This is a genomic window from Cutibacterium sp. KB22876, from assembly GCF_059728865.1.
Genome location: NZ_AP040858.1, coordinates 1576613 through 1599584 on the forward strand (window position 1 = coordinate 1576613; position 22972 = coordinate 1599584).

The window sequence follows — 22972 nt, forward strand, 5'->3', positions numbered from 1 at the left end:
ACAGCGGCGACGACAGTCAGACCTGCATACCGACGAGGTGACCGATGACATAGGTGATCGTCATGGAACAGATGCCCACGATGATGTTGCGGGCGATGGGGTGGGCCTTGCCACTGCCGCTGGCGATGGCTGACCCCAGACCGGTGAGGAACAGGCCGATCATCGTGGCGGCGATGGTGATGTAGACGCGGGTTGCCGTCGGGGAACACACCATGGCGAGCAACGGGACCAAGGCGCCGACGGTGAAGGCAGCCATCGAGGCGAAGGCCGCGTGCCAAGGGTTGGTGTACTCGTCAGGGTCGATACCCAGTTCGGCCTCGGCGTGGGCTCGCAGCGGATCGTGATCGGTGAGCTCTCGGGCAACCTGACGAGCAGTCTGCTCGGACAGGCCCTTCTCGGCGTAGATCCCGGCGAGTTCCTCGAGCTCCTCGTCAGGGAAGTCACGCAGCTCAGCGGCCTCCTTGGCCATGACGGCCTTCTCGATGTCGCGCTGTGAGCTCACGGAGACATACTCGCCGCCGGCCATGGACAGGGCACCGGCGACAAGCCCAGCCAAGCCGGCGATGAGGAGGGAGGAGCGATCGATGGTGGCGCCGGCGACACCCATGACGATGCCTGCCGTCGAGATGATGCCGTCGTTGGCTCCGAGCACCGCGGCACGCAGCCAGTTGAGTTTGGAGTTGAGGCTTCCCATGCCCTTGTCGGCCTCGTGAGGCTTGCGGGCTGGGGCGGGGGAGTCGGCCGACGTTGCGTCGTCGGCGGGGGCCAGGGCGGACATGGCCGGAACGGAGGCCGGTTCGGTCTTCCCGACTGACCTGTTCGCGCGGTGGGCCGTGGTGCTCATGACACCAACTGTGCTCGTGTTCAACGAGTGTTCACAAGGAAGGACAGGGAATCCTGACGGTAGGTGTGGGGCAGCTTCGCTAAACTCTGGTCCGTATGTGTCGCGGGTCGGTGAGACCCGTAGTGGATCCGAGAGGTGTGACGTGAGCGACCAGGTGCGCGAGACGACGGGCTACGACGCAGCCGCAGCCCAGGAGAAGTGGTCCAGGTACTGGGAGGAGAACCGCACCTTCGCAGCCCTTGACGACGGTTCCAAGGAGCGCCGCTACGTCCTCGACATGTTTGCATACCCCTCCGGTGACCTCCACATGGGTCATGCCGAGGCATTCGCCATCGGCGATGTGCTCGCGCGCTACTGGCGACTGCGCGGGTTCGACGTCCTGCACCCGGTCGGTTGGGACTCCTTCGGTCTGCCGGCCGAGAACGCCGCCATCAAGCACGGCACCCACCCCGCCGAGTGGACCTACAACAACATCGACACTCAGGCAGCCTCATTCAAGCGTTATGCCGTCTCCTTCGACTGGTCGATGAGGCTGCACACATCCGACGAGGAGTACTACCGCTGGACCCAGTGGCTGTTCAATCGCTTCTTCGAGAAGGGGCTGGCCTACCGCAAGGATTCCTGGGCCAACTGGTGCCCCAATGACCAGACCGTGCTCGCCAACGAGCAGGTCAAGGACGGCTGCTGCGAGCGCTGCGGCGCCGTCGTCACCAAGCGTCAGCTCAACCAGTGGTACTTCCGCATCACCGACTACGCCCAGCGTCTGCTCGACGACATGGGTCAGATCGAGGGCAAGTGGCCCGATCGCGTGCTGTCGATGCAGCGCAACTGGATCGGACGTTCCGAGGGGGCCTACGTCGACTTCACCATCGACGGTCGTGAGGAGCCGGTGCGGGTCTTCACCACTCGCGCCGACACCCTCTATGGAGCGACCTTCATGGTCGTCGCTCCCGACTCCGCCTTGGCCCAGGAGATCGTCTCCGACGAAGCCCGTCCCGACTTCGAGACCTACCTTGGTGAGGTCAAGAAGAAGTCCGAGATCGAGCGTCAGTCCACCGAGTACGAGAAGACCGGTGTGCCTCTCGGTGTCGAGGCGACCAATCCCGTCAACGGGGCCAAGATTCCAGTGTGGGCTGGCGACTATGTGCTGGCTGACTACGGCACCGGTGCCGTCATGGCCGTGCCGGCCCACGATCAGCGTGACCTCGACTTCGCCCGCAAGTACGGCATCGACGTCATCCCTGTCATCGACACCGGCGAGGCCGATCCGCGCGAGTCCGGCATCGCCACCACCGGTGACGGCGCATACCAGAACTCCGGATTCCTCGATGGCATCACCACCAAGACTGAGGCCATCGAGAAGATGTGCGAGTTCCTCGGGGACAAGGGCATCGGCGAGCCGACGATCACCTACCGTCTGCGCGACTGGCTGCTGAGCCGTCAGCGCTTCTGGGGATGTCCGATCCCGATCATTCACTGCGACACCTGTGGCGACGTCCCTGTCCCCGATGACCAGCTGCCGGTCAAGCTGCCCGATCTGCGCGGGGCCGAGCTGGCTCCCAAGGGCAAGTCACCGCTTGCCGGTGAGGAGGCTCGCGAGTGGCGAGAGGTCTCCTGTCCCAGGTGTGGCGAGGACGCCCAGCGTGACACTGACACTATGGACACCTTCGTGGACTCGTCCTGGTACTTCATGCGTTACTGCTCCCCGCACTTCGACCAGGGGCCGTTCGACACCGACGCCGTGCGTCGTTGGATGCCGGTCGCCCAGTACATCGGCGGCGTCGAGCACGCCACCATGCACTTGCTGTACTCGCGGTTCTTCACCAAGGTGTTGCACGACCTCGGCATGCTCGACTTCACCGAGCCCTTCCAGCGGCTCATGAACCAGGGCCAGGTCATCAATGAGGGTCGGGCAATGTCGAAGTCGCTGGGCAACGGTGTTGATCTCGGCAAGCAGATCGACGAGTTCGGCGTCGACGCGGTGCGGACCACCGTCATCTTCGCCGGTCCGCCGGACGAGGACATCGACTGGGCGGACGTCTCCCCAGCTTCGATCCTGAAGTTCCTGCAGCGTGCCTGGCGGGTGGCTTCCGAGGTCACCAGCGACCCCGACGTCGACGTGACCAATGGCGACGTCGGCCTGCGCCGTGTGACTCACCGCAGCATCGCCGACATCACCGAGCTGCTCGACGGCGGCCGGTACAACGTCGTCGTGGCGCGCATCATGGAGCTCGTCAATGCCACCCGCAAGGCCATTGACTCGGGTTGTGGCCCGGTCGACCCGGCGGTGCGCGAGGCCGTCACCTTCACCGCCCAGGCGCTCTCCCTGGTGGCCCCGTATCTGGCCGAGGAGATGTGGGAGATGCTCGGCCTCGAGCCGTCCGTCGCCAACTCTCAGTGGCCGACCGCTGACGAGAAGCTGCTGGTCGCCGAGGAGGTGACCATGGTCGTCCAGGTGACGGGCAAGGTTCGTGCCAAGATCCAGGTGAGCCCTGACATCACCGAGGAGCAGGCCCGTGAGCTGGCCCTGGCTGACTCCAACGTCCAGCGGTTCACCGAGGGCAAGGAGATCGTCAAGGTCATTGCCCGTCTGCCGAAGATGATTTCCATCGTCGCGAAGTGACCCCCTGAAATCCTCGTGATCATGCCAGTCATGAGCTGATACCCCGACGACGCGGCGGCGAGTCTGTGGAAAACAGACTCGCCGCCGCGTTGCGTTGTCCACAGATTTGAAAAAGGTGGCGGATTCCAGGTCCTTCGACGACAACTGACGGTATGAGCGATGAGTACCGAGAACGTCTTGAGGACCTCATGGCGCGGCTGCCTGCCCGAAGTATGGGGCCCAGACGCTCTGCCACCCCCGCGGCGGAGGAACCGGCAGAGGATGACGCCCCAAGGCCGACACGGTCAGTGACCCGTGTCCACGCCTCGGCCGTGGGCATCCTGCTCGTCCTGGTGCTGTCGGTGGTGGCCGTCGTCTTGCTGAGATCCAAACCCGCCGAGGTACCCGCTGGGGCAGTGGTCGTCTCGACGGTGCCAGAAGGTGCGACTCTGCCGGGCGCGGCCAGCAGCGATGCGGAGACGCCTGAGGGATCTGCGTCTGCTCCAGCGGCAGTGTTGAGCCCCTCACCAGCTCCCACCGAGAATCAGAGTGTCCAGGTGCACGTGGCGGGGCGGGTGAGGCATCCCGGGGTCTACACGGTGCCTGGCGACGCGAGGGTTGCTGACGCCGTCGAAGCAGCTGGAGGCATGGCGTCAGGAGCTCACCCGGGACGCCTCAACCTTGCCGCTCCGGTCTGTGATGGCTGCCAGATATGGATTCCAGCTCGTGGGGACGGAATGGTGGCCCCGCCTGGTCAGACTGGCAGCGTCACAGCGACTCAGAGAACCGGACCGAGTGAGACTGGTGGGGCCGCCGGCGGGCCGTCCGCGGCTGGCGCTCCGATCAATCTCAACACCGCGAGCCAGGGTGAGCTCGAGTCGATCGATGGGGTGGGGCCGGTCATGGCCGGTCGGATCGTGGCGTGGCGGCAGGAACATGGCCGCTTCACCTCGGTCGATCAGTTGCGCGAAATCTCAGGGGTCGGTCCCAAGACCTTCGAGAAGATCAGACCTCATGCCACGGTCTGAGCATGGCCATGGCGAGCAGGCCGTCACACCTGACGTCCGCATGGTTCCGGTCGCCGTGACGGCGTGTGTGGCGGCTGCACTGGGGATCAGTGGTCGGCCTCGGCTCATCCTCGTCGCTGCTGCGGGATGGCTTCTCGCGAGCATGATCGCAGCACGGCGCAAGGGATGGCTCGTGGTCGTCACGGCCCTCGTGGGTCTCAGCGTCCTTGTCACCTCCGGAATGCGCGACCACATCGTCCATGGCATGGGAGTGGCGGAGCTGGCTGACGAAGGGGCCATGGCGACCGTGACAGGTCGAGTGACCGTGGAGCCACGGACCTTTGACGGCAACGGGTCAGGAGGACCGATGGTCATGATCACCCTCGCTGTCAGTCGCGTCGCCACCGAGGACCGGGCCATCAGGCAGTCGACACAGGTCGTCGTCATGGCAACTGGGCCCAGATCGGCCGCAGCCGCGAAGCTGTCCGTCGGGGAACAGATCGAGGTGCGTGGGCTGCTGACCCCGCCACGGGAGGGACGCTCGGAAGCGGCTGTCATGAAGCTGCGCTCACCGCCCAAGGTTGTCGCTCCCGCCGGTCCGCTAGACCGTGCCGTCAATCGCTTTCGCGCCGGCTTGGTGAGGGCGGTGGCAGGGTGCCCTGATGGTCAGCGGGCCATCGTACCGTCCTTGGTCGTTGGGGATACCGCGGCGGTGTCGGAGGAGATGTCGGAGGACTTCCGCGTCACTGCATTGACCCACCTCATGGCCGTCTCAGGAGCCAACCTGGCGTCCACGACCGCTTTGCTGTGGTGGATCGGAGCGTGGTGCGGCATGAAGAGGCGCGGGTTACGCGTGCTCTCGGTGATCGGGGTCGTCGGTTTCATCGCGGTGTGTCGAGCAGAGGCATCCGTGGTGCGTGCAGCTGCCATGGGAGCCGTCGCCATGTCGGCGACCGGGGTGTCCTTCGATCGTCGCGGGGGAGTACGGACCTTGGCGGTCGCGGTGACCGGACTCATGCTCGTCGATCCGTGGCTGGTGCGATCAGTGGGATTCTGGCTGTCCGCCTGCGCCACGGCAGGGATTTTGTGGTGGGCCCGACCCTGGACGACCGCGATGGCGTGGGCGCCAACCTGGTTGGCAGCGGCCGTCACCGTGCCATGGGCCGCCCAGCTTGCGACCCAGCCAGTCGTCACCTGGATGGCAGGGACGGTCTCCACCACCGGTCTGGTCGCCAACCTGGCCGCAGCTCCCTTCGTTCCGCTCGCCTCGGCCCTGGGAATGACGGCTGGACTCGTGGCCTTCATCTGGCCACCGCTGGCCGTGCCGTTGGGACGCCTGGCGGGATGGTGTGTCCAGCCGATCATCTGGATCGCGCACCTGGGAGCCAAGGCTCCGGCTGGCCTGTTGACCTGGCCAGCGGGAGGGACGGCCCTCGTCGTCCTCGGTGGGTTGTGTCTGGGCCTGGCCTTGATCACACCTGCTGTCCTGGCACGGCCATGGTTGACGGTGGTGGCAGGCGTCGCGGTGGTTGCGGCCACTGTCGTCCGCCCTCCTGTCCCTGGCTGGCCGGGGGCGTGGCAGGTGGCCATCTGCGACGTCGGGCAGGGAAGTGCTGCGTTGGTGCGCGCTGGCCCTCGTGCCGCAGTCGTCGTCGACACTGGTCCTGATCCTGACAGGCTGGGCCGGTGCCTCGATGATCTAGACGTCAACCAGGTGCCCATGGTGGTTCTCAGTCACTACCACGGCGACCACATCGACGGGTTGGACGTCATTCGTGATCATGGGCCGACGACGACTGTCGTCGTCTCCCAACTGGCGTCTCCGGAATGGGCAGCCAAGCGGGTGACGCAGGTCGCCACCCAGATGGGAGCACAGGTTCTCGTCGCACACCCGGGCCAGGTCATGACGGTTGGTACGGCGAGTCTCACGCTTTTCGGCGGAATCCACCTGGTCGACGCTGACGAATCGGAGGAGGAACCTGCCGTTGAGAACAATTCCTCCGTCATCGTCAAGGCCACGGTCGAGGGGCTACGAGTTCTCCTTCCAGGAGATGCCGAGCTCGGTGAGCAGCGCCACGTCCTGGCAGATCACGCTGATCTGTCGAGTGACGTCCTCGTGGTTCCCCATCACGGATCTGCTCATCAGGACGACGACTTCTGGGCCGCGACAGGGGCTAGCGTCGCGGTGATTTCGGCAGGTAAGGCCAACCCTTTCGGACATCCCACTCACAAGGCTATTTCCCTGGCCAAGAAGATGGGGATGCAGGTTCACCGCACTGACGAGGAAAGTACGGTTCTGCTGGCGCGCAGTGGTGGGACCGTCCTGGTGCAGACGCGATCATGACTGATCCCGTGTTCCGCGTCGCAGGGAGATTCGTCGATGTGGAGGTGTCGGACGAGCGCGCTAATCTGAGCGGTCGGTTCACCTGAGGTGAGCCCTCACGGGAAGGAGAGCAGGTGGCGTCACGGTTCACGACCAAAGGGCCTCGCATGCCGATGCGGTTGCGCACATGGCAGCGGGAGGCGCTGGATTCGTACCTGGCTTCCAGCCCACGTGACTGGCTGGTGTGCGCTACCCCTGGCGCCGGCAAGACGACGTTCACCCTGGCCGTCGCGGCTCACCTGTGGCAGGACCACGTCATCAACCGTGTCATCGTCGTCTGCCCGACCGACCATCTGCGCACCCAGTGGATAGGTGCGGCCCGCGGACTCGGCTTTGACCTGCGCGACACCACGAATGCTGAGGCGCTTCCGCCCGACTGCCACGGCTGCGTCGTCACCTACGCCCAGGTCGCCCAGAAACCAACCCTCCACGCAGCCCGGTCTACCAACATGCGCACCCTCGTCATCTTCGACGAGATCCACCACGCCGGCGACGTCATGAGCTGGGGATCTGGCGTCATCGAGGCCTTCTCGGGCGCGGTGCGACGCCTCGGTGTCACCGGAACCCCGTTCCGTTCCGACGAGGCCAGGATCGCCCACGTCCGCTACGAGGAAGTCGGCGACGGCGCCTTCGAGTCGGTGGCCGACTACACCTATGGCTACGGTGACGCGCTGCGTGACGGGGTCGTGCGTCCCGTCACCTTCGCCACCTATACCGGACGATCCACCTGGACCGACGCGCTGGGGGAGACCCACACCGCCATTCTCGGTGACTCCGAACTCACCAAGGCCAACGAGGAAATGGCCTGGCGTACCGCCTTGGACTCAGACGGGGAGTGGATCGCCCATGTCATGGCCGCGGCATGGGCGCGGGTGAACCAGCTGCGCGATTCCGGGACGATCCCGCACGCCAAGGTGCTCATCCCGGCCTCGAATCAGAAGGTGGCCAAGGAATACGCGGAGGTCTGGCGAGAGGTCACGGGCAATGAGCCCTCGGTGATCCTGTCCGAGGATGCGGCCTCGGCCAAGAAACTCACCGCCTACCGTGACGACCCGGACAAGATCTGCGCGGTCTGTGTGCGCCTCATCACCGAGGGGGTCGACGTTCCCGACGCCGCCGTGCTGATCTACTCGACGACGGCCTCGACCCCGCTGTTCTTCGCACAGATGGTGGGGCGTGTGGTTCGTGCGCGCAATCGTCGCGAGCGTGCCACGGTCTTCTTGCCAGTAGTGGGACGTCTGCTCGACATGGCCTCCGAGATGGAGGAGACTCGCGACCACGTCATCGGGCCGCCCGAGGAGCCGGACCTCATCGAGGAGTTCGACACCCGGGAACGCTCCGAGCCTGACCCTGATGCCGGGACCTGGCAGGCCGTCGCCTCTGATGCCATCCTCGGCGAGGTCATCGACACCTACGCTCCCCTCCCATCCGATGGCGGACTCTTCGCCCTCGACGGCCTCTTGAGTCCTGAGCAGGAGCGCGCTCTGCTGGCCCGTGACGAGAAGATCCGCGCCGAGCAGGCCCGGCGCGTCGCCTCGGCTCGCCGTGCCTCCAAGGCGTCGAAGGCAGCGGAGGAGAGGCAGGCCCGACGTGACAACCTCGTCGCCCTGCAGCGCCGTGGTGGCTCGGTGTATGACACCATCAGTGACCCGCGCGAAATGCGCCGAGAGATTCATCGAGCCCTGCTCGACTACTCCCACCATCACGACCTCACCCCGCAGGCGGGCTGGGGGCAGCTCTACCGAGAGGTGCCGGGCCCCAAGAATGAGTCAGCGCCGATGGATCTGCTTCGCACCCGGTTGGAGTGGCTGCACTCTCACTGATCCTCTGACGAGACAGAACACCACCTGACGCGATCCTGACGGCATCCTCTGGCATCCTTGGGAGAGTGAGTTCGGTCTACGGCACAGCATTGTTGGTCCAGGGGTCGGAGACCCTGTTGTCGGACAGGGCCGTCGATGCTCGGGTGAAAGCCGCCCGACAGGAGGTCCCAGAGGCTGAACTGGTTGAGTTGGAGGGCCGCGAGGTCGACGCGGGCCGGTTCGTGGAAGCCACCGGAGGGTCCCTGTTCAGCGAGGCGACGATCGTCGTCGTCGATTCCATCGCTGATCTCGACAAGGACCTCTTCGACCTGGTCGTCACCACGGCGTCACAACCCTCGGACGACCTGTGCCTCGTCCTCGTCCATCCCGGTGGGATGAAGGGAAAGGGGCTCTTGACCAAGCTCTCCAAGGCGAAGATCGAGACGGTGAAGGTGGAACCCCCCAAGCCTTGGGCCATCCCTGACTTCATCGCCAAGGAGGCTCGTCGAGCCCATCTCGACATGGATCATGACGCCTACGACGCCTTGCACCAAGCCCTTGGCAACGATCTTCGCACTTTGGCCGCGGCCATCGACCAGCTGGCCAGCGATTCACCGGATGGCCGGATCGGGGCCGAGACCGTCAAGACTTATTTCGGTGGCAGGGCGGAGATCTCGGCATTCAATGTTGCCGACGCCAGCCTGGAAGGACGGCTTCCCGATGCCCTGGAAACCTTGCGCTGGGGGTTGTCGACCGGGGTTCAGCCAGCAGCGGTGACGGCCGCGATGGCTCGCGGTCTACGATCCCTGGGACTGTTCCTGGACATGCGCAGCCAGCGGATGGGGGACAAACAGCTGGCTCAGGCGATCGGCGTCTCGCCCTGGAAACTCAAGGCCCTCAACAAGCAGGCTCGGTCCTGGAGCAAGGCTGGAGCGGCCAAGGCAATTCGGCTCGTCAGTACCTGCGACGCCGCCGTCAAGGGTGCCGCAGTTGACGCCGATTACGCCCTGGAGTCGATGCTCATCGACGTCGAGAGGGCCCGACAATCCTGAACCAGAGCCCCGGGCCGTATCCTTACCAAGGCTCTGAAGAGTGTCAGGTCCGATGGAGTTCCTGGGTTGGCCGGGCCGCATGATTGGCGGTAGCGTCTTGACATGTTCCACGACAGGCACGTCAAGCGCCTCGACCACCCAGTGGGTCGAGGCGCTCTGTGCATCCCCTGAGGGGGAGAGGAAGACTCAGGCTGCCAGAGAGTTGAGCTTCTTGGAGATGGCCGACTTGCGGTTGGCGGCCTGGTTCTTGTGGATGACGCCCTTCGACACGGCCTTGTCGAGCTGACGGTTGGCGATCTTGGCAGCCTTGGTGGCGACCTCGACGTCTCCGGCCTCAGCGGCGCGACGGAAGTTGCGCACGTAGGTGCGCAGGGCGGACTTGACGGCCTTGTTGCGCTGGCGCGACTTCTCGTTGGTCTTCACGCGCTTCATCTGCGACTTGATGTTCGGCACTGGGCAGCCTCTGATTCCTTGATCGGTGTACGTGGAAAGCGCCAAACAGGCGCGACAGGTCATGTTACCAAATCAACGCCGTACGCCCCAAATCAGCGGGTACCCTCGTGGTCTCACCCCTAGTCGGAGCATTGTGGTGGGCACATCAGGATCCAGGTCGGGCACTCAACCAGAGACACTCGTATGGGGCAAGCCGCAGGTTCATGGGGGTGAGATCGTAGTCGAATCCGCTCAGCAGCTCGGTGACGACGTCGTCGAGTTCCGATCGGAGGGTTTCCATGGGGAACCAGACTTCCTGCTCGCTGACGTTGTACAGCTCGATCATTCGGCCTTCTGGATGCGGTCGGCCCCACATGATGACCTTGCGGCTGGGTGAGGGCAGTACGACCGTCTCCACCGACGCATGGAACTCGGGGCTGCGACGACGGGCATTGATGGCTCGTCTCACCCCGCGCCAGATTCGACCAGGGACGCTGTGAGGCTCGGCCTGAGCCTGCTCCACCAACGACCAGTCCATCACCGGACGATGGACCCATCGGTTATCGTCAGTATGATCAGGGTCGCGCTGCCAGTCGTCGTTGAGCATTCCGACCTCGTCACCCATCCAGATGAGCGGCACGCCGCCGTACCCCAGGATCGCGGTGTGCAACATGACGATGCGGGCGATGGCGGCGTCGATGAGGGCCGGGTCCTCGGCCTCCAAGGCACGTTCCAATCCAGCGAGGCTCGCCAGGGAGCCGCTGATGCGACGGTCACCGGTCTCCGGGTTGTCCTGGAAGACCAGGCCGCGGGCGAAGGACCCGGGGAAATCCCCAGAGTAGAAGTCTGAGAGGAATCGACGGTGGGCGACGGGGTCCAGCCCGGTGTCGCGGGCGTCAGCGTCGTCGATCGCCCATCCGATGTCGTCGTGACACCGGGCATAGGTGGCCCAGGTTGTCGTCGAGGGCTTGTCGGGGACCCGGCTCAAGGCCGTCTCCATGAGACTGACGTCGCGGGCAGCCAGGGCGCTCCACAGCTGCACCATGAGGCTATTGTGGTACGCCATGTCCGATACCTTGCCCCAGTGGCGGCCTCGTCCCAGATACCCGATGAGGTCATTCGGGCCGACGACAGCCTCGGCCTTGAAGGCCACGGCAGGAGCGACGATTCGCATCGCCTGGCGCAGTGACTGGGTGATGTCGTGGACTTGTGGGAGGTTCTGGCAGCCGGTGCCGAGCTTCTTCCAGATGAAGGCGATGGCGTCCAGACGGAAGACCTCCACTCCGCGGTTGGCGAGTTCGCACATGAGGTCGAGGAACTCGCAGAAGACGTCGGGATTGGCCCAGTTGAGGTCCCACTGGAACTCGTTGAAGGTCGTCCAGACCCATCCCTGACAGTCGTCGTTCCAGGTGAAATTGCCACGCGCAAAGTCGGGGAAGACCTCCGGGAGATCCTTCTCCCACGCATCGACCTCGTTCTGAGTCTTCAGGACGTGGAAGTAGTCACGGTATTTCTGCTGACCAGCACGTGCTCGCTGAGCCCACTCATGCTCGGCTGCCACATGGTTGACGACCAGGTCCACGACCAGGGAGATGCCGTGGCTCCTCAGCGTGGTCGTCAGATCGTCGAGATCGTCCATCGTACCCAGATCAGTACGGATCGTGTGATGGTCGGCGACGGCGTAGCCCCCGTCATTGACTCCTTGTCGTGGTTGCAGCAAGGGCATGAGGTGCAGATATCGCACCCCCATCTCGGACAGATGGTCCAGATGATCGTTGATGCCCTTGATGGTGCCCGTGAAACGGTCGGTGTAGGTGGCGTATCCGATCATGGACGGCTTCTGCAGCCAGTCGGGTTCAAGGAGCCGAGCCTCGTCGAGACGCTTGAGATCGTCAGGGCGCTTGGCGATCCGGGTCACGAGAATGTCCCGGACTCTCTGCAAGGTTTCGTCGGCGCGATCGCCGTAGACCCTGCTGAGACCGATCCACAGATCGGGGAGATAGCGCTCCCAACGCAGTTCGAAGGATTGCTGGGTGGACGGATCGAGGCTCGCATGTCGGAGGCTGTCGTCGGCGACCATGATTCAAGCCTAATCGGGTGTGGAGCTGACCGTCGGGATTGACGTGTGGTCGACGGGATGAGCGCCGTGATGAGTACTGAGTTGAACCAGGCCGTGAGCACTGGTTGAGCACTGTGTCGCTGGTGCGTGAGAGACTGGAAGTTGAGCCGGGCACCCCCGGCACCATCGTCGAGACATGAGGGAGCAGATGTCCGCGCCTCAGCCTGGCAGCACAGATCCGGCCATCATTCGGAACTTCTGCATCATCGCGCACATTGACCACGGCAAGTCGACCCTGGCCGACCGGATGTTGCAGATCACCGGTGTCCTTGACGAGCGCAGCGCTCGCGCTCAGTACCTGGACCGTATGGACATCGAGCGGGAACGCGGCATCACCATCAAGTCCCAGGCGGTGCGGATGCCGTGGGAGGTCGACGGTGCCACCCACATTCTCAACATGATCGACACCCCGGGGCACGTCGACTTCTCCTACGAGGTCTCGCGGTCCCTGCAGGCTTGTGAGGGGGCGATTCTGCTCGTCGACGCGGCTCAGGGCATCGAGGCCCAGACCCTGGCCAACCTGTACCTGGCCCTGGAGGCCGACCTGGAGATCATCCCAGTTCTCAACAAGATTGACCTTCCGGGCGCCGAACCGGATCGTCACGCCGCTGAGATCGCCGGAATCATTGGATGTGATGAGTCCGAGGTGCTGCGGGTCTCCGCGAAGACCGGTGACGGGGTAGACGACCTGCTCGACACCATCGTCGCTAAGGTGCCTGCTCCCGAAGGAGTGGCCAACGCTCCAGCTCGTGCCCTCATCTTCGACTCGGTCTACGACACCTACCGCGGCGTCGTCACCTATGTCCGCGTCGTCGATGGCGCTTTGCGTCACCGCGAGAAGATCCTCATGATGAGTACCGGGGCAGCCCACGAGGTGCTCGAAATCGGCGTCATCTCCCCGGAGATGGTGCCAGCTGACGGACTGTCCGTCGGCGAGGTCGGTTACCTCATCACTGGCGTTAAGGATGTCCGTCAGTCCCGAGTCGGCGACACCGTCACCAATGCCGCTAAGCCCTCCGAGAAGGATCTCGGCGGGTACCAGCATCCCAAGCCCATGGTGTACTCGGGGCTCTTCCCAATCGATGCCAAGGACTATCCGGAGTTGCGCGACGCCCTCGACAAGCTGCAGCTCAACGACGCAGCCCTGGTCTACGAGCCCGAGACCTCGACCGCCCTGGGATTTGGTTTCCGCGTCGGCTTCCTGGGATTGCTGCACATGGAGATCGTGCGCGAGCGCCTGGAACGCGAGTTCGATCTCGATCTCATCTCCACCGCGCCCTCGGTGGTGCATCACGTCCTCATGGAGGATGGGTCGACCGTCACCGTCACCAACCCGTCGGAGTACCCGACCTCCGGGCGTATCGCCGAGGTGCACGAGCCCATCGTCGATGCCACCATCCTCAGTCCTGCCGAGTACATTGGCACTATCCTCGAGCTGTGCCAGCAGCGCCGTGGGGTCCAGCAGGGACTGGACTACCTCTCCTCGGACCGCGTGGAGATTCGGTACCGACTACCCCTCTCGGAGATCGTCTTCGACTTCTTCGACCAGCTCAAGTCCCGCACGAAGGGCTACGCCTCGCTGGATTACCACGAGGCGGGTGAGCAGGCCGCTGACCTCGTCAAGGTCGACATCCTGCTCAATGGCGATCCGGTCGACGCCCTCAGCTCCATCGTCCACCGCGACAAGTCCTATTCCTATGGCGTCGCGATGGCGGCCAAGCTCAAGGAACTCATCCCGCGCCAGCAGTTCGAGGTGCCGATCCAGGCTGCCATCGGCGCTCGCGTCATCGCTCGAGAGACCATCCGTGCCGTCCGTAAGGACGTGTTGGCCAAGTGCTACGGCGGTGACATCTCCCGAAAGCGCAAGTTGCTCGAGAAGCAGAAGGCGGGTAAGAAGCGGATGAAGGTGGTCGGCTCGGTCGAGGTGCCCCAGGAGGCCTTCGTGGCCGCTCTGCGCACCGGCGAGTCGACGGAGAAGAAGTGAGTTCCCGACTGCACGCCCGTCGGCTGCAGGTTCCGCCCCAGCTGGCTGATCGCGGCATCGACCAGGTGATCGCCTTCACCGTGCCGCTGACGGTGAGGTTTCGTGGCATCGAGGTGCGCGAGGGAACCCTGCTGCACGGCCCGGAGGGCTGGGGAGAGTGGTCCCCGTTCTGGGACTACGACCCGGCCGAGTCCGCGTCCTGGTTGCGTGCGGGCATCGAGGGGGCCACTCAACCTGTCCCGGCCGCCCGACGTGACCGCATCCCCGTCAACGTCACCATCCCTGTTGTTGACGCCGATCTCGCCCGGACGATGGCAGCTGAATCGGCCTGCACCACCGCCAAGGTCAAGGTCGCCGATCCCCGCAGCGACTTGTGGGAGGACTGCCGCCGGGTCGCCGCGGTGCGTGAGGCCATGCCAGACGGCCAGATCCGGGTGGACGCCAATGCTGCGTGGGACGTCGAGACGGCAGTGTGGGCCATCGCCGAACTCAACGCCGCAGCCGAGGGACTGGAGTACGTCGAGCAGCCTTGCCCCCAGGTCGAGGATCTCGCCCAGGTGAGACGCCGGGTCGATGTTCCGGTGGCGGCCGACGAGTCGGTGCGTCGCGCTGACGACCCGGTTGCGGTGGCACGAGCTGGTGCGGCCGACCTCATCATCGTCAAGGCTCAGCCGTTGGCCGGTGTTGTCCGCGCCCTCGAGGTCATCGATGCCGCCGGGTTGCCGGCCGTCGTCTCCTCGGCCCTGGACACCAGCATCGGCATCGGACTGGCCACCCACCTGGCGGCCGCCCTGCCCGAGCTCGACCATGCCTGCGGGTTGGGGACCCTGAGGCTCTTCCGCGGTGACGTCAGTGGCTCACCCCTGATGCCCGTTGATGGCTACCTGACTCCGCAGCGAGGCGTGGTCGACGTCGAGGCCGACGATCCCGACGACGACCTGTGTCCGAGATGGACCGAGCGTCTGGATCTCACCGTGGCCGCCCTGGCCGACTTGGAACGGAGATGACCGTGAACCCCTCCACTGCAGTAGCTCGCCGATTGGTGAGTGCCCTTGTCGGAGCCGGGGTCGAACATGTCGTCTACTGTCCTGGATCCCGCGACGCCCCCATCGGATATGCCTTGGCGGATGCTGAGGCTGCTGGATGGCTGCACGTCCACGTGCGTCTCGACGAACGGTCGGCCGGATTCGTCGCCCTGGGGCTCTCACGAGGCTCGATGATGGAGGGTTTGTGGCGCCCGGCTGTGGTCGTGACGACCTCGGGGACAGCGGTGGCCAACCTGCATCCCGCGGTGTTGGAGGCCGACGCCAGCGGAGTTCCGCTCGTCGTGTGCTCTGCCGATCGTCCCCACGAGATGTGGCAGACCGGTGCCAACCAGACCACCACCCAGGAAGGGATTTACGGGACGGCACCGAGGTTCTTCGGCGCCATTCCCGCCGGTTTCCCCGCTGACGACCGTCTCGACGGGCTCGTGCTGCGCGCCGTGACGGCTGCCAGTGGGGCACTGTCCTCGGACCCCGGGCCGGTCCATCTCAACGTCGGATTCCGTGACCCGCTCGTCCCCGACGAGCCGTGGCATCCGGTGCCCCCCAAGCCCCGAGTCGTGGACAGGATCGTCCGGCCGTCGACCCCGGTCTTCATGCCTCCTCACACCGTCGTCGTCGCCGGTGACGGTGCCGGACGTGACGCGGTCGCCCTGGCCGAGGAAGGACGCTGGCCACTGCTGGCCGAGCCGAGTTCCGGGGCGCGAGTGGGGGAGAACGCCCTCACCGACTACCAAGGAGTGCTCGGGACCAATCTGGCCGACGAGGTCGAGGCCGTCCTCGTCCTCGGACATCCCACCTTGTCACGACCCGTTACACGACTCTTGGCGAACCAGCCCGTCACGGTCGTCGCCGACGGTTCTCGCTGGACCGACGTCGCCGGTGGTGCCCGGGTCGTCCCAGGTCCCATCACGGTGCGCACCGCCAGTCGGGACGAGGCCTGGCTCGCTCGGTGGAAACGCGCCGACCATCCGGTAGCCGTCACTCGCAAGGACGAGATCTGCGCGGCCATCTGGGCCGACGCCTGCCGCGGGGTCGGGCCACTTCTCGTGCTCGGCGCTTCCGCCGTCATCCGCTCCTTCGATCGCTGCGCCGTTCCCGAGCAGCGGGGACCGGTGGCCATCGCCAACCGAGGACTGGCTGGGATTGACGGCACCGCTTCGACAGGTGTCGGCCTGCACCTGGGGCTGGGAATGCCGGTGCGAGTCGTCGTCGGGGACCTTACTGCCGCCCACGACGCGACCGCCCTCCTCAGGGGAGCTGCGGAACGGGACATCGACGTCCAGGTCGTCGTCCTCAATGACGCCGGGGGAGCGATCTTCACCGGTCTGGAGCACGCCGCTGCTCCTCGTCCGGTGTTGGAGAGGTTCTTCCTCACCCCGCAGGAGCTTGATCTGGCAGGGCTGGCGAAGACCGTCGGGGCCCGCTACCAGTGCGTCGAGACCACGGATTTCCTGACTGAATCTGTCCGCGGACGAAGCATCGTCGAGGTGACATTGCCCCAGGTCTGAGGGGTCTCAGCCCTCCAACGCCGACGTGAAGGCCTCCATCTTGGCTCCGGTCTCGATCCATTCCTTGTCCGGGTCGGAGCTGGGCATGATGCCCGCACCGGCGTGTACCCGGACGGATCGGTTGTCCTCGGAGAACTGACCACAGCGCAGGGCCAAGGCCCACTGGCCTGACCCATCCGGCGACATCCATCCCACTGGCCCGGCGAACCGTCCTCGGTCAATGACCTCGGTCTGCTCGATGAACTGGTAGGCGAGCTCTCGAGGAGTGCCGCACACAGCTGCGGTCGGGTGGATGACGTCGACGATCTGTGCAGCATTCGACGTGCCGACCCTAGCGGTGATGTCCGTGGCGAGGTGGGTGACATTGGGCAGTTCCAGCAGGAAGGGCCCGCGGATGGCAGGGTCGGACAGGCCAGCCTCGGTCAGTCGTCCTGTCACGGAAGCCACCGCCAGCTCGTGCTCACGATGCTCCTTGGGATCCTGCAACAACTCATGGGACCAGGAAGGCTTGCGGGTACCGGCGAGCACCCGGCAACGGAACAGGCCATCGCGGCAGTCAACGAGCAACTCGGGAGTCGCCCCAACCAGGCCATCATGGCAGTAGGTCCAGCAGCCGCTGAACTTGCCCGATAGCCGGGACGCGACGAGTCCACGGTCCATCGGGGCGGACGCCTGGACGGTCACCGACCGCGAGAGCACCACTTTTTCCAGCTCGGGGTCCTGGGACAGCCGGGTCGTCGCGGCGTTGACGGCCTGGCTCCAGTTCTCAGCGTCAAGATCGGGAAGCTGGGTCTCGATGACCGGCAGGTCAGAATCGCCGCGATGAATCGGGGTGGGATCCGGGCAGAAGACGAGAGTGCGCTCGCCCAGGTGACGACGGAGGAGGAGGACAGCGGGGACGACGAGGAATCCGTCCTCGTCCCGGGAAAACGGGAAAGAACCGAAAGCCACGGGAGCTGCGTCAGAGTGCTGCGCAGCCCACGATGAATAGGCATTGAACGCCTTCGCGGCAGCGCCGTGGCCGCCTGCGGTGAAGCGGGCCTGCTCGCCCCACCCGACCATGGCCGGGGCATCGTCGGTGTCGGGAGCCACCCAGATCCACGGCTCGACCTCGGGCGGGCAGTAACGACGCGTGGTATCCAACCACCGAGCCCCACTCGCAGCGGACAGGTCGACATCGCAGGACAAGGTGTGCACGAGGGGAGATGCTACTCCGGGCCTGTCGGCCGGCCACGGGAACGGCAGCAGCGGCCTGAGTCAACGCGTCCAGGCAGATCCGTCTGCCTTGGCCTGCTCGGCTAGTCTCCTCACCTCGAGACGATCCACTTTCCCGGAAGCCAACATGGGAATGGCCTCGACCGTCACGACGATTCGCGGACGAAGTTGCCGTGGCAGATTGACGGTGTCCCGGACACGCTCCGGTTCCTGACATCCCGTGACGACGGCCGTGACGACCTGGCCCCACCTCTCGTCGGGCAGCCCGACGACGACACAGTCCTTCACCAACCCGGTTGCGGTGACGGCATCGGCCACCTGGCTGGGGGAGATCTTGAGTCCACCGGAAATGATGAGGTCGTCGGCCCGACCATCGACGGCGAGTCGGTCGTCTCGCCAGTGGGCGATGTCGCCGGTGAGGTACCAATCATCGGCCGGTCCCTCATCGAGATACCCCGACATCACCATCGGACCAGACAGTGACACCCGACCATCCTCGTCCAGACGAACCTGCACCCCGTCGAGCGGGACCCCGTCGTAGACACAACCGCCACAGGTCTCGCTCATGCCATAGGTCAGCACGATCGGCATCCCCGCAGCTCGAGCCTCGGAAACCAACTGCGAGGAGGTCGCGGCACCCCCGACGAGAATCGCGGAACATCGCGTCAAGGTGTCACGGGCAACTGAGTCATCCATGCAGTCGGTCAGCTGGGTCGGCACCAGGGACAGATACACCCGACCGTTCGGATCCCTCCGTACCGCTTCGTCGATGGCGTCAGACAGGGCCTGAGGAGTCACCTTCCCCTCGACGACGACCACCGAGCGATCACCGGCTGCGGCCCTGGCGACGACCTGTAGACCGGCAATGTGGTTGGGGGGAAGGGCGAGCACCCAGGTTCCGGCCCCGCCAAGTCGCGCATCCGTGGCGTTGATGGACGCCAGCAGCTGAGCCGCTGAGATACCCACGAGGCGTCCGTGAGCAGAGGTCGACCCGGACGTGCGCATCACGAGCCCGACCTCATCGGGCAGGAAGACCGTCCTCCTCTCGAGGTCCTCGAGGGTGGCCACTGGGTTCTCCTCGCTCCCGGCCGGCACGAGAACCGAGCGCGTTGAGCCTTGGAAGAAGCGTGTCAAGCGCTCGGTCAGCCAGACGACGTCTGTCTGGGTGCGTTCCACCCTGACGACGTGCAGTCGTGCGGTCTCGGCCATCGGGCCTCCTGTCGGGTCGTGGTGTCCAGAGGTGAGGAATCAGAAGTAGTACGGGTAGCTGGACCAGTCGGGGGAGCGGTGCTCGAGGAAGGCGTCGCGACCCTCCTGGGCCTCCTCGGTCATGTATGCCATGCGGGTTGCCTCGCCGGCGAACGCCTGCTGACCGGCGATGCCGTCGTCGACCATGTTGAAGGCGTACTTGAGCATTCGGATGGCCTGCGGGGACTTACCGGCGATCGTCAGGCCCCACTCGATGGCGATGCTCTCCAGCTCGACGTGATCGACGGCACGGTTGATGACCCCCCACCGCTCGGCCTGCTCGGCGGTGTACGTCTCCGCCAGGAAGAAGATCTCGCGGGCCCTCTTGTCACCGATCTGGCGAGCCAGCAGGGCCGAACCATATCCGGCGTCGAAGGAGCCGACATTGGCATCAACCTGCTTGAACCGAGCGTTCTCCCGGCTGGCCACCGCCATGTCGGCCACCACCATGAGGGAGTGGCCACCACCGGTCGTCCAACCAGGAATGGCGGCGATGATCGGCTTGGGGGTGGCGCGCATGAGCCGCTGCACCTCGAGGATGTGGAGACGCCCCAGACGTCCCCTGGCGATCCGCTCTCGGCGGGCGTCGGTGGCCAGGTCCTCGTCGCCGGCCGTCTCCTCGGACTCGTACTGGTAACCAGCTGCACCGCGAATGCGTTGGTCACCGCCGGAGCAGAAGGAGTATCCGCCGTCGCGCGGAGAGGGGCCGTTCCCGGTCAGGATGATCGCTGCCACGTCAGGGGTGCAGCGTGCCGCGTCGATACAGCGGTACAGCTCGTCGACGGTGTGCGGGCGGAAGGCGTTGCGGATGGCAGGACGGTCGAAGGCGATCCGCACCACCGGCAGGTCCTCGCCGGCCGGGGCGTGGTCGACCTCTCCACGCGAGATGAGGCGGTGGAAGGTCATGTCGGTCAAGGGGTCGCCGGGAAGGTTGACCTCGCGCCAACGGTCTGCGTCAAAGGTGTCGGAGACGAAAGGAAGGGTGCTCACCCGGTGGAAGCTACCACCCCTGGTCAGGCAGTCTCACCTGGGACGACGAGCCAGCCACGACGCCGCGATGACACCTCCGACCGCACCGCCCAGATGGGCCTGCCAGGACACCCCAGCCTGTCCCGGAAGCACACCCCACAGCACAGACCCGTAGATGAGGAAGACGACGATGGCCACCAGGATGTCGCGCAGCCTCTTGGTGAACAGGCCCCGGGCCAGCAGATACGCCAACCAACCGAAGACGATCCCGGACGCACCGAGGGTGATGGTTCCCGGTGCGCTGAAGAACCACGCGAAGAGCCCCGAGCACACCGTGATCATGAGCCCTGAGGTGACCCAGGTTGATGTCGATTCCATGTAGACGAGCATGCCGAGGACGAAGAGCGGCACGGAGTTACCGGCCAGATGGGCCCAGCCGTAATGCAGCCACGGAGCAGTGAAGATTTCCCACAGTCCCTGACCGGTCCAGGAATGGATCCCGAACTGATCGAGGGTGTTGCCGAGCACGGTGTCGACGATCTCGAGGATCCACATGATCGCGACGACGACAGTCATCACCCCGGCGCTGCTGGCGATGGAGTTCGTGCGACTCGGTGTTTCGGCCCGACGTCGGTGGACAGGAGTGGACGACGGAGGCAGGTAGGAAGTCATGTATCCAGTGTCGCAAAGAAGAATCGGGAAATTTCTGTGATTTTCCTCACAAACGACCCGTCGGTGTGGTTCTATCGTTCCCAACACACGAAACGGATGCCGCAAGAGCGGTAGAAGGTCGAGGAGGACCGTATGGCGGACCAGCAGGACGTCTTCGAGCCTGATCAGAGCATCATCGACAACGCCTGGGTCTCGGACTGGAAGACGCTCGAGGAAAAGGCCAAGGCCGACCCAGTCGCTTACTGGGAGGAACGAGCCCGGGAGCTTGAGTGGTCGAAGCCATGGGACAAGATCCTCGACGATTCAGGCAAGCCCTTCTTCAAGTGGTTCACCGGGGCCCGCACGAACATCGTCACCAATGCGGTGGACCGTCATCTCGATACCGCGCGTCGTAACAAGTTGGCCCTCATCTGGGTCGGCGAGAACACCGACGAGGTGCGCACCTTCTCCTACTTCGCCCTCAATCGCGAGGTCGAGCAGATGGCGAACGTTCTCAAGGCCATGGGCGTGCACAGGGGTGACGTCGTCACCATCTATCTGCCTCGGATCCCCGAGATCTTCTTCGCGATGCTGGCCTGCGCCAAGATCGGTGCCGTTCACTCGGTGGTCTTCGCCGGTTATTCCTCGGAGGCCCTCAACGCCCGTATCGACGGTTCGGAGTCCAAGGTTGTCATCACCGCTGACGGGTCGTGGATCAACGGCAAGGTCTTCCCGATGAAGCAGATCGTCGACGATGCGGTGAAGTTCTCACCGACCGTGGAGAACGTCATCGTGGTGCGCAACACCAAGTCCGACGTCGCCCTGGACTCCACTCGGGACCACTGGTATCACGAGCTGTGCAAGTTGCCGATTGCCAAGGGTAAGTGCCAGACCGTCCAGGTGGACGCTGAGGACCCGTTGTTCATCCTCTACACCTCGGGCTCGACCGGTAAGCCGAAGGCCATCGTTCACACTCACGGTGGCTACCAGGTTGGTACCTATACCACCCTCAAACAGTGCTTCGACATCAAGGAGGAGGACCGCTGGTGGTGCACGGCCGACCCGGGCTGGATCACCGGTCACTCCTACCTCGTCTACGGACCGCTGCTCAACGGAGCCACCGTCTTCATGCATGAAGGCGGCCCGACCTATCCGTACCCCGATGGCTGGTGGCAGCTCATCGAGCACTACGGCATCACGAGCTTCTACACCGCTCCGACCGCTATCCGTACCTTGATGCGCTTCGGCGAGGCCTGGGTGCGCAAGCACGACCTGTCCAGCCTGCGCATGCTCGGCTCGGTCGGCGAGCCGATCAATCCGGAGGCCTGGCGTTGGTTCCACGATGTCGTCGGCGACGGCACGTGCCCGATCACCGACACCTGGTGGCAGACCGAGACCGGCATGTTCCAGATCACCACGGTTCCCTCCATGCCTCTCAAGCCCGGCGCTGCTGGTCGACCGGTCTTCGGTCAGGAGGCTGCTGTCGTGGACGAGGATGGCAACGAGCTGCCCGCCGGTAAGGAGGGATTCCTGGTCCTCAAGAACCCGTGGCCCGCCATGATGCGTACTCTCTATAAGGACCCCGACCGTTACCTCGACACCTACTGGAAGAAGTATCCGGGGGTCTACCTCACCGGCGACTCCGCCCGTATCGACGAGGACGGCTACATCTGGATCATCGGACGTACCGACGACGTCATCAAGGTGTCCGGTCACCGCATCGGCACCGCCGAGGTCGAGTCCGCCCTCATCTCCCACCCGGCCGTCGCCGAGGCTGCCGCGATCGGTTTGCCGCACGAGGTCAAGGGCAACTCCATCCACTGCGCCGTGATCCTCGCCCAAGGATACGAGCCCACCAAGCAGCTCACCGCCGACCTGCGCGCTCATGTCGCCGAGGTGCTCTCCCCGATCGCCAAGCCGGACAGCTTCGACTTCGTCGAGAAGCTCCCGAAGACTCGTTCCGGAAAGATCATGCGAAGGGTCCTCAAGGCTCGAGCCCTCGGCCAGGATGAAGGCGACCTTTCCACCCTGGAGGACTGATCCTCGACTCCCTTCCTCGGAGGATCCGCACACCACAACCACATATGGACAACTGAAAAGGGTCCCGACG

General features: G+C 64.8%; 16 protein-coding genes. 9 read left to right on the top strand and 7 right to left on the bottom strand.

Going from position 1 to position 22972, the window contains the following annotated elements:
- Window positions 1-16: 16 nt before the first annotated feature.
- Complete coding sequence (locus AC6I1W_RS07160; protein ID WP_270235853.1) at window positions 17-844, bottom strand: VIT1/CCC1 transporter family protein; 828 nt, start codon at window positions 842-844, stop codon at window positions 17-19.
- A 142-nt stretch (window positions 845-986) separates the two neighbouring features.
- Here AC6I1W_RS07160 and leuS point away from each other — a divergent pair, with 142 nt between their 5' ends.
- The 5 genes from leuS (at window position 987) to holA (ending at window position 9690) form a co-directional block, all read left to right on the top strand.
- Window positions 987-3467: a leucine--tRNA ligase gene (gene leuS / locus AC6I1W_RS07165; protein ID WP_065672588.1), complete on the top strand. Its 2481-nt coding sequence runs from the start codon at window positions 987-989 to the stop codon at window positions 3465-3467.
- Window positions 3468-3619: 152 nt separating this feature from the next.
- Window positions 3620-4474: a helix-hairpin-helix domain-containing protein gene (locus AC6I1W_RS07170; RefSeq protein ID WP_065672589.1), complete on the top strand. Its 855-nt coding sequence runs from the start codon at window positions 3620-3622 to the stop codon at window positions 4472-4474.
- 40 nt (window positions 4475-4514) lie between these two features.
- Complete coding sequence (locus tag AC6I1W_RS07175) at window positions 4515-6797, top strand: ComEC/Rec2 family competence protein (RefSeq protein WP_493536879.1); 2283 nt, start codon at window positions 4515-4517, stop codon at window positions 6795-6797.
- A 113-nt stretch (window positions 6798-6910) separates the two neighbouring features.
- The gene (locus AC6I1W_RS07180; protein ID WP_474063897.1) at window positions 6911-8659 is read left to right on the top strand and encodes a DEAD/DEAH box helicase; all 1749 of its coding nucleotides are present in this window, start codon (window positions 6911-6913) and stop codon (window positions 8657-8659) included.
- A gap of 32 nt (window positions 8660-8691) precedes the next feature.
- Entirely contained in the window at window positions 8692-9690 is a 999-nt protein-coding gene (holA, locus tag AC6I1W_RS07185) for a DNA polymerase III subunit delta (protein WP_179856522.1), read from the top strand.
- Between the two features lie 186 nt (window positions 9691-9876).
- On the opposite strand, the gene rpsT is transcribed toward holA, so the two are convergent.
- Together rpsT and AC6I1W_RS07195 are read right to left on the bottom strand one after the other, a co-directional pair.
- A complete protein-coding gene (gene rpsT / locus AC6I1W_RS07190; protein ID WP_004811708.1) occupies window positions 9877-10143 on the bottom strand; it encodes a 30S ribosomal protein S20 in 267 nt (88 codons plus the stop codon).
- A 145-nt stretch (window positions 10144-10288) separates the two neighbouring features.
- Entirely contained in the window at window positions 10289-12202 is a 1914-nt protein-coding gene (locus AC6I1W_RS07195) for an alpha-amylase family protein (RefSeq protein ID WP_270235865.1), read from the bottom strand.
- Window positions 12203-12377: 175 nt separating this feature from the next.
- Between AC6I1W_RS07195 and lepA the strand changes: the two genes are divergently transcribed.
- The 3 genes from lepA to menD are packed head-to-tail and all read left to right on the top strand — an operon-like array spanning window position 12378 to window position 16779.
- Window positions 12378-14225 carry a translation elongation factor 4 gene (lepA, locus tag AC6I1W_RS07200; protein ID WP_171048675.1) on the top strand — a complete coding sequence of 616 codons (1848 nt, stop codon included), beginning with the start codon at window positions 12378-12380 and terminating at the stop codon, window positions 14223-14225.
- Window positions 14222-15232, top strand: coding sequence for an o-succinylbenzoate synthase (locus AC6I1W_RS07205; RefSeq protein WP_081302554.1), 1011 nt, complete (start codon window positions 14222-14224; stop codon window positions 15230-15232). Before lepA ends, AC6I1W_RS07205 begins: the two co-directional genes overlap by 4 nt.
- The gene (gene menD / locus AC6I1W_RS07210) at window positions 15229-16779 is read left to right on the top strand and encodes a 2-succinyl-5-enolpyruvyl-6-hydroxy-3-cyclohexene-1-carboxylic-acid synthase (protein WP_260186293.1); all 1551 of its coding nucleotides are present in this window, start codon (window positions 15229-15231) and stop codon (window positions 16777-16779) included. The genes AC6I1W_RS07205 and menD overlap by 4 nt, the downstream gene beginning before the upstream one ends.
- Before the next feature lie 6 nt (window positions 16780-16785).
- Here menD and AC6I1W_RS07215 read toward each other — a convergent pair whose 3' ends face one another.
- The 4 genes from AC6I1W_RS07215 to AC6I1W_RS07230 are packed head-to-tail and all read right to left on the bottom strand — an operon-like array spanning window position 16786 to window position 20787.
- Window positions 16786-17976 (bottom strand): isochorismate synthase, encoded by a 1191-nt coding sequence (locus AC6I1W_RS07215; RefSeq protein WP_270235872.1) that lies wholly within the window; start codon window positions 17974-17976, stop codon window positions 16786-16788.
- A gap of 60 nt (window positions 17977-18036) precedes the next feature.
- A complete protein-coding gene (locus AC6I1W_RS07220; protein ID WP_270235874.1) occupies window positions 18037-19203 on the bottom strand; it encodes an AMP-binding protein in 1167 nt (388 codons plus the stop codon).
- A 39-nt stretch (window positions 19204-19242) separates the two neighbouring features.
- Window positions 19243-20232, bottom strand: coding sequence for a 1,4-dihydroxy-2-naphthoyl-CoA synthase (locus AC6I1W_RS07225; RefSeq protein WP_004811696.1), 990 nt, complete (start codon window positions 20230-20232; stop codon window positions 19243-19245).
- A gap of 33 nt (window positions 20233-20265) precedes the next feature.
- A complete protein-coding gene (locus tag AC6I1W_RS07230) occupies window positions 20266-20787 on the bottom strand; it encodes a rhomboid family intramembrane serine protease (RefSeq protein ID WP_270236143.1) in 522 nt (173 codons plus the stop codon).
- A 228-nt stretch (window positions 20788-21015) separates the two neighbouring features.
- Between AC6I1W_RS07230 and acs the strand changes: the two genes are divergently transcribed.
- Window positions 21016-22902, top strand: a complete 1887-nt coding sequence (acs, locus tag AC6I1W_RS07235) for an acetate--CoA ligase (RefSeq protein WP_270235877.1) — start codon at window positions 21016-21018, stop codon at window positions 22900-22902.
- Window positions 22903-22972: the final 70 nt, after the last annotated feature.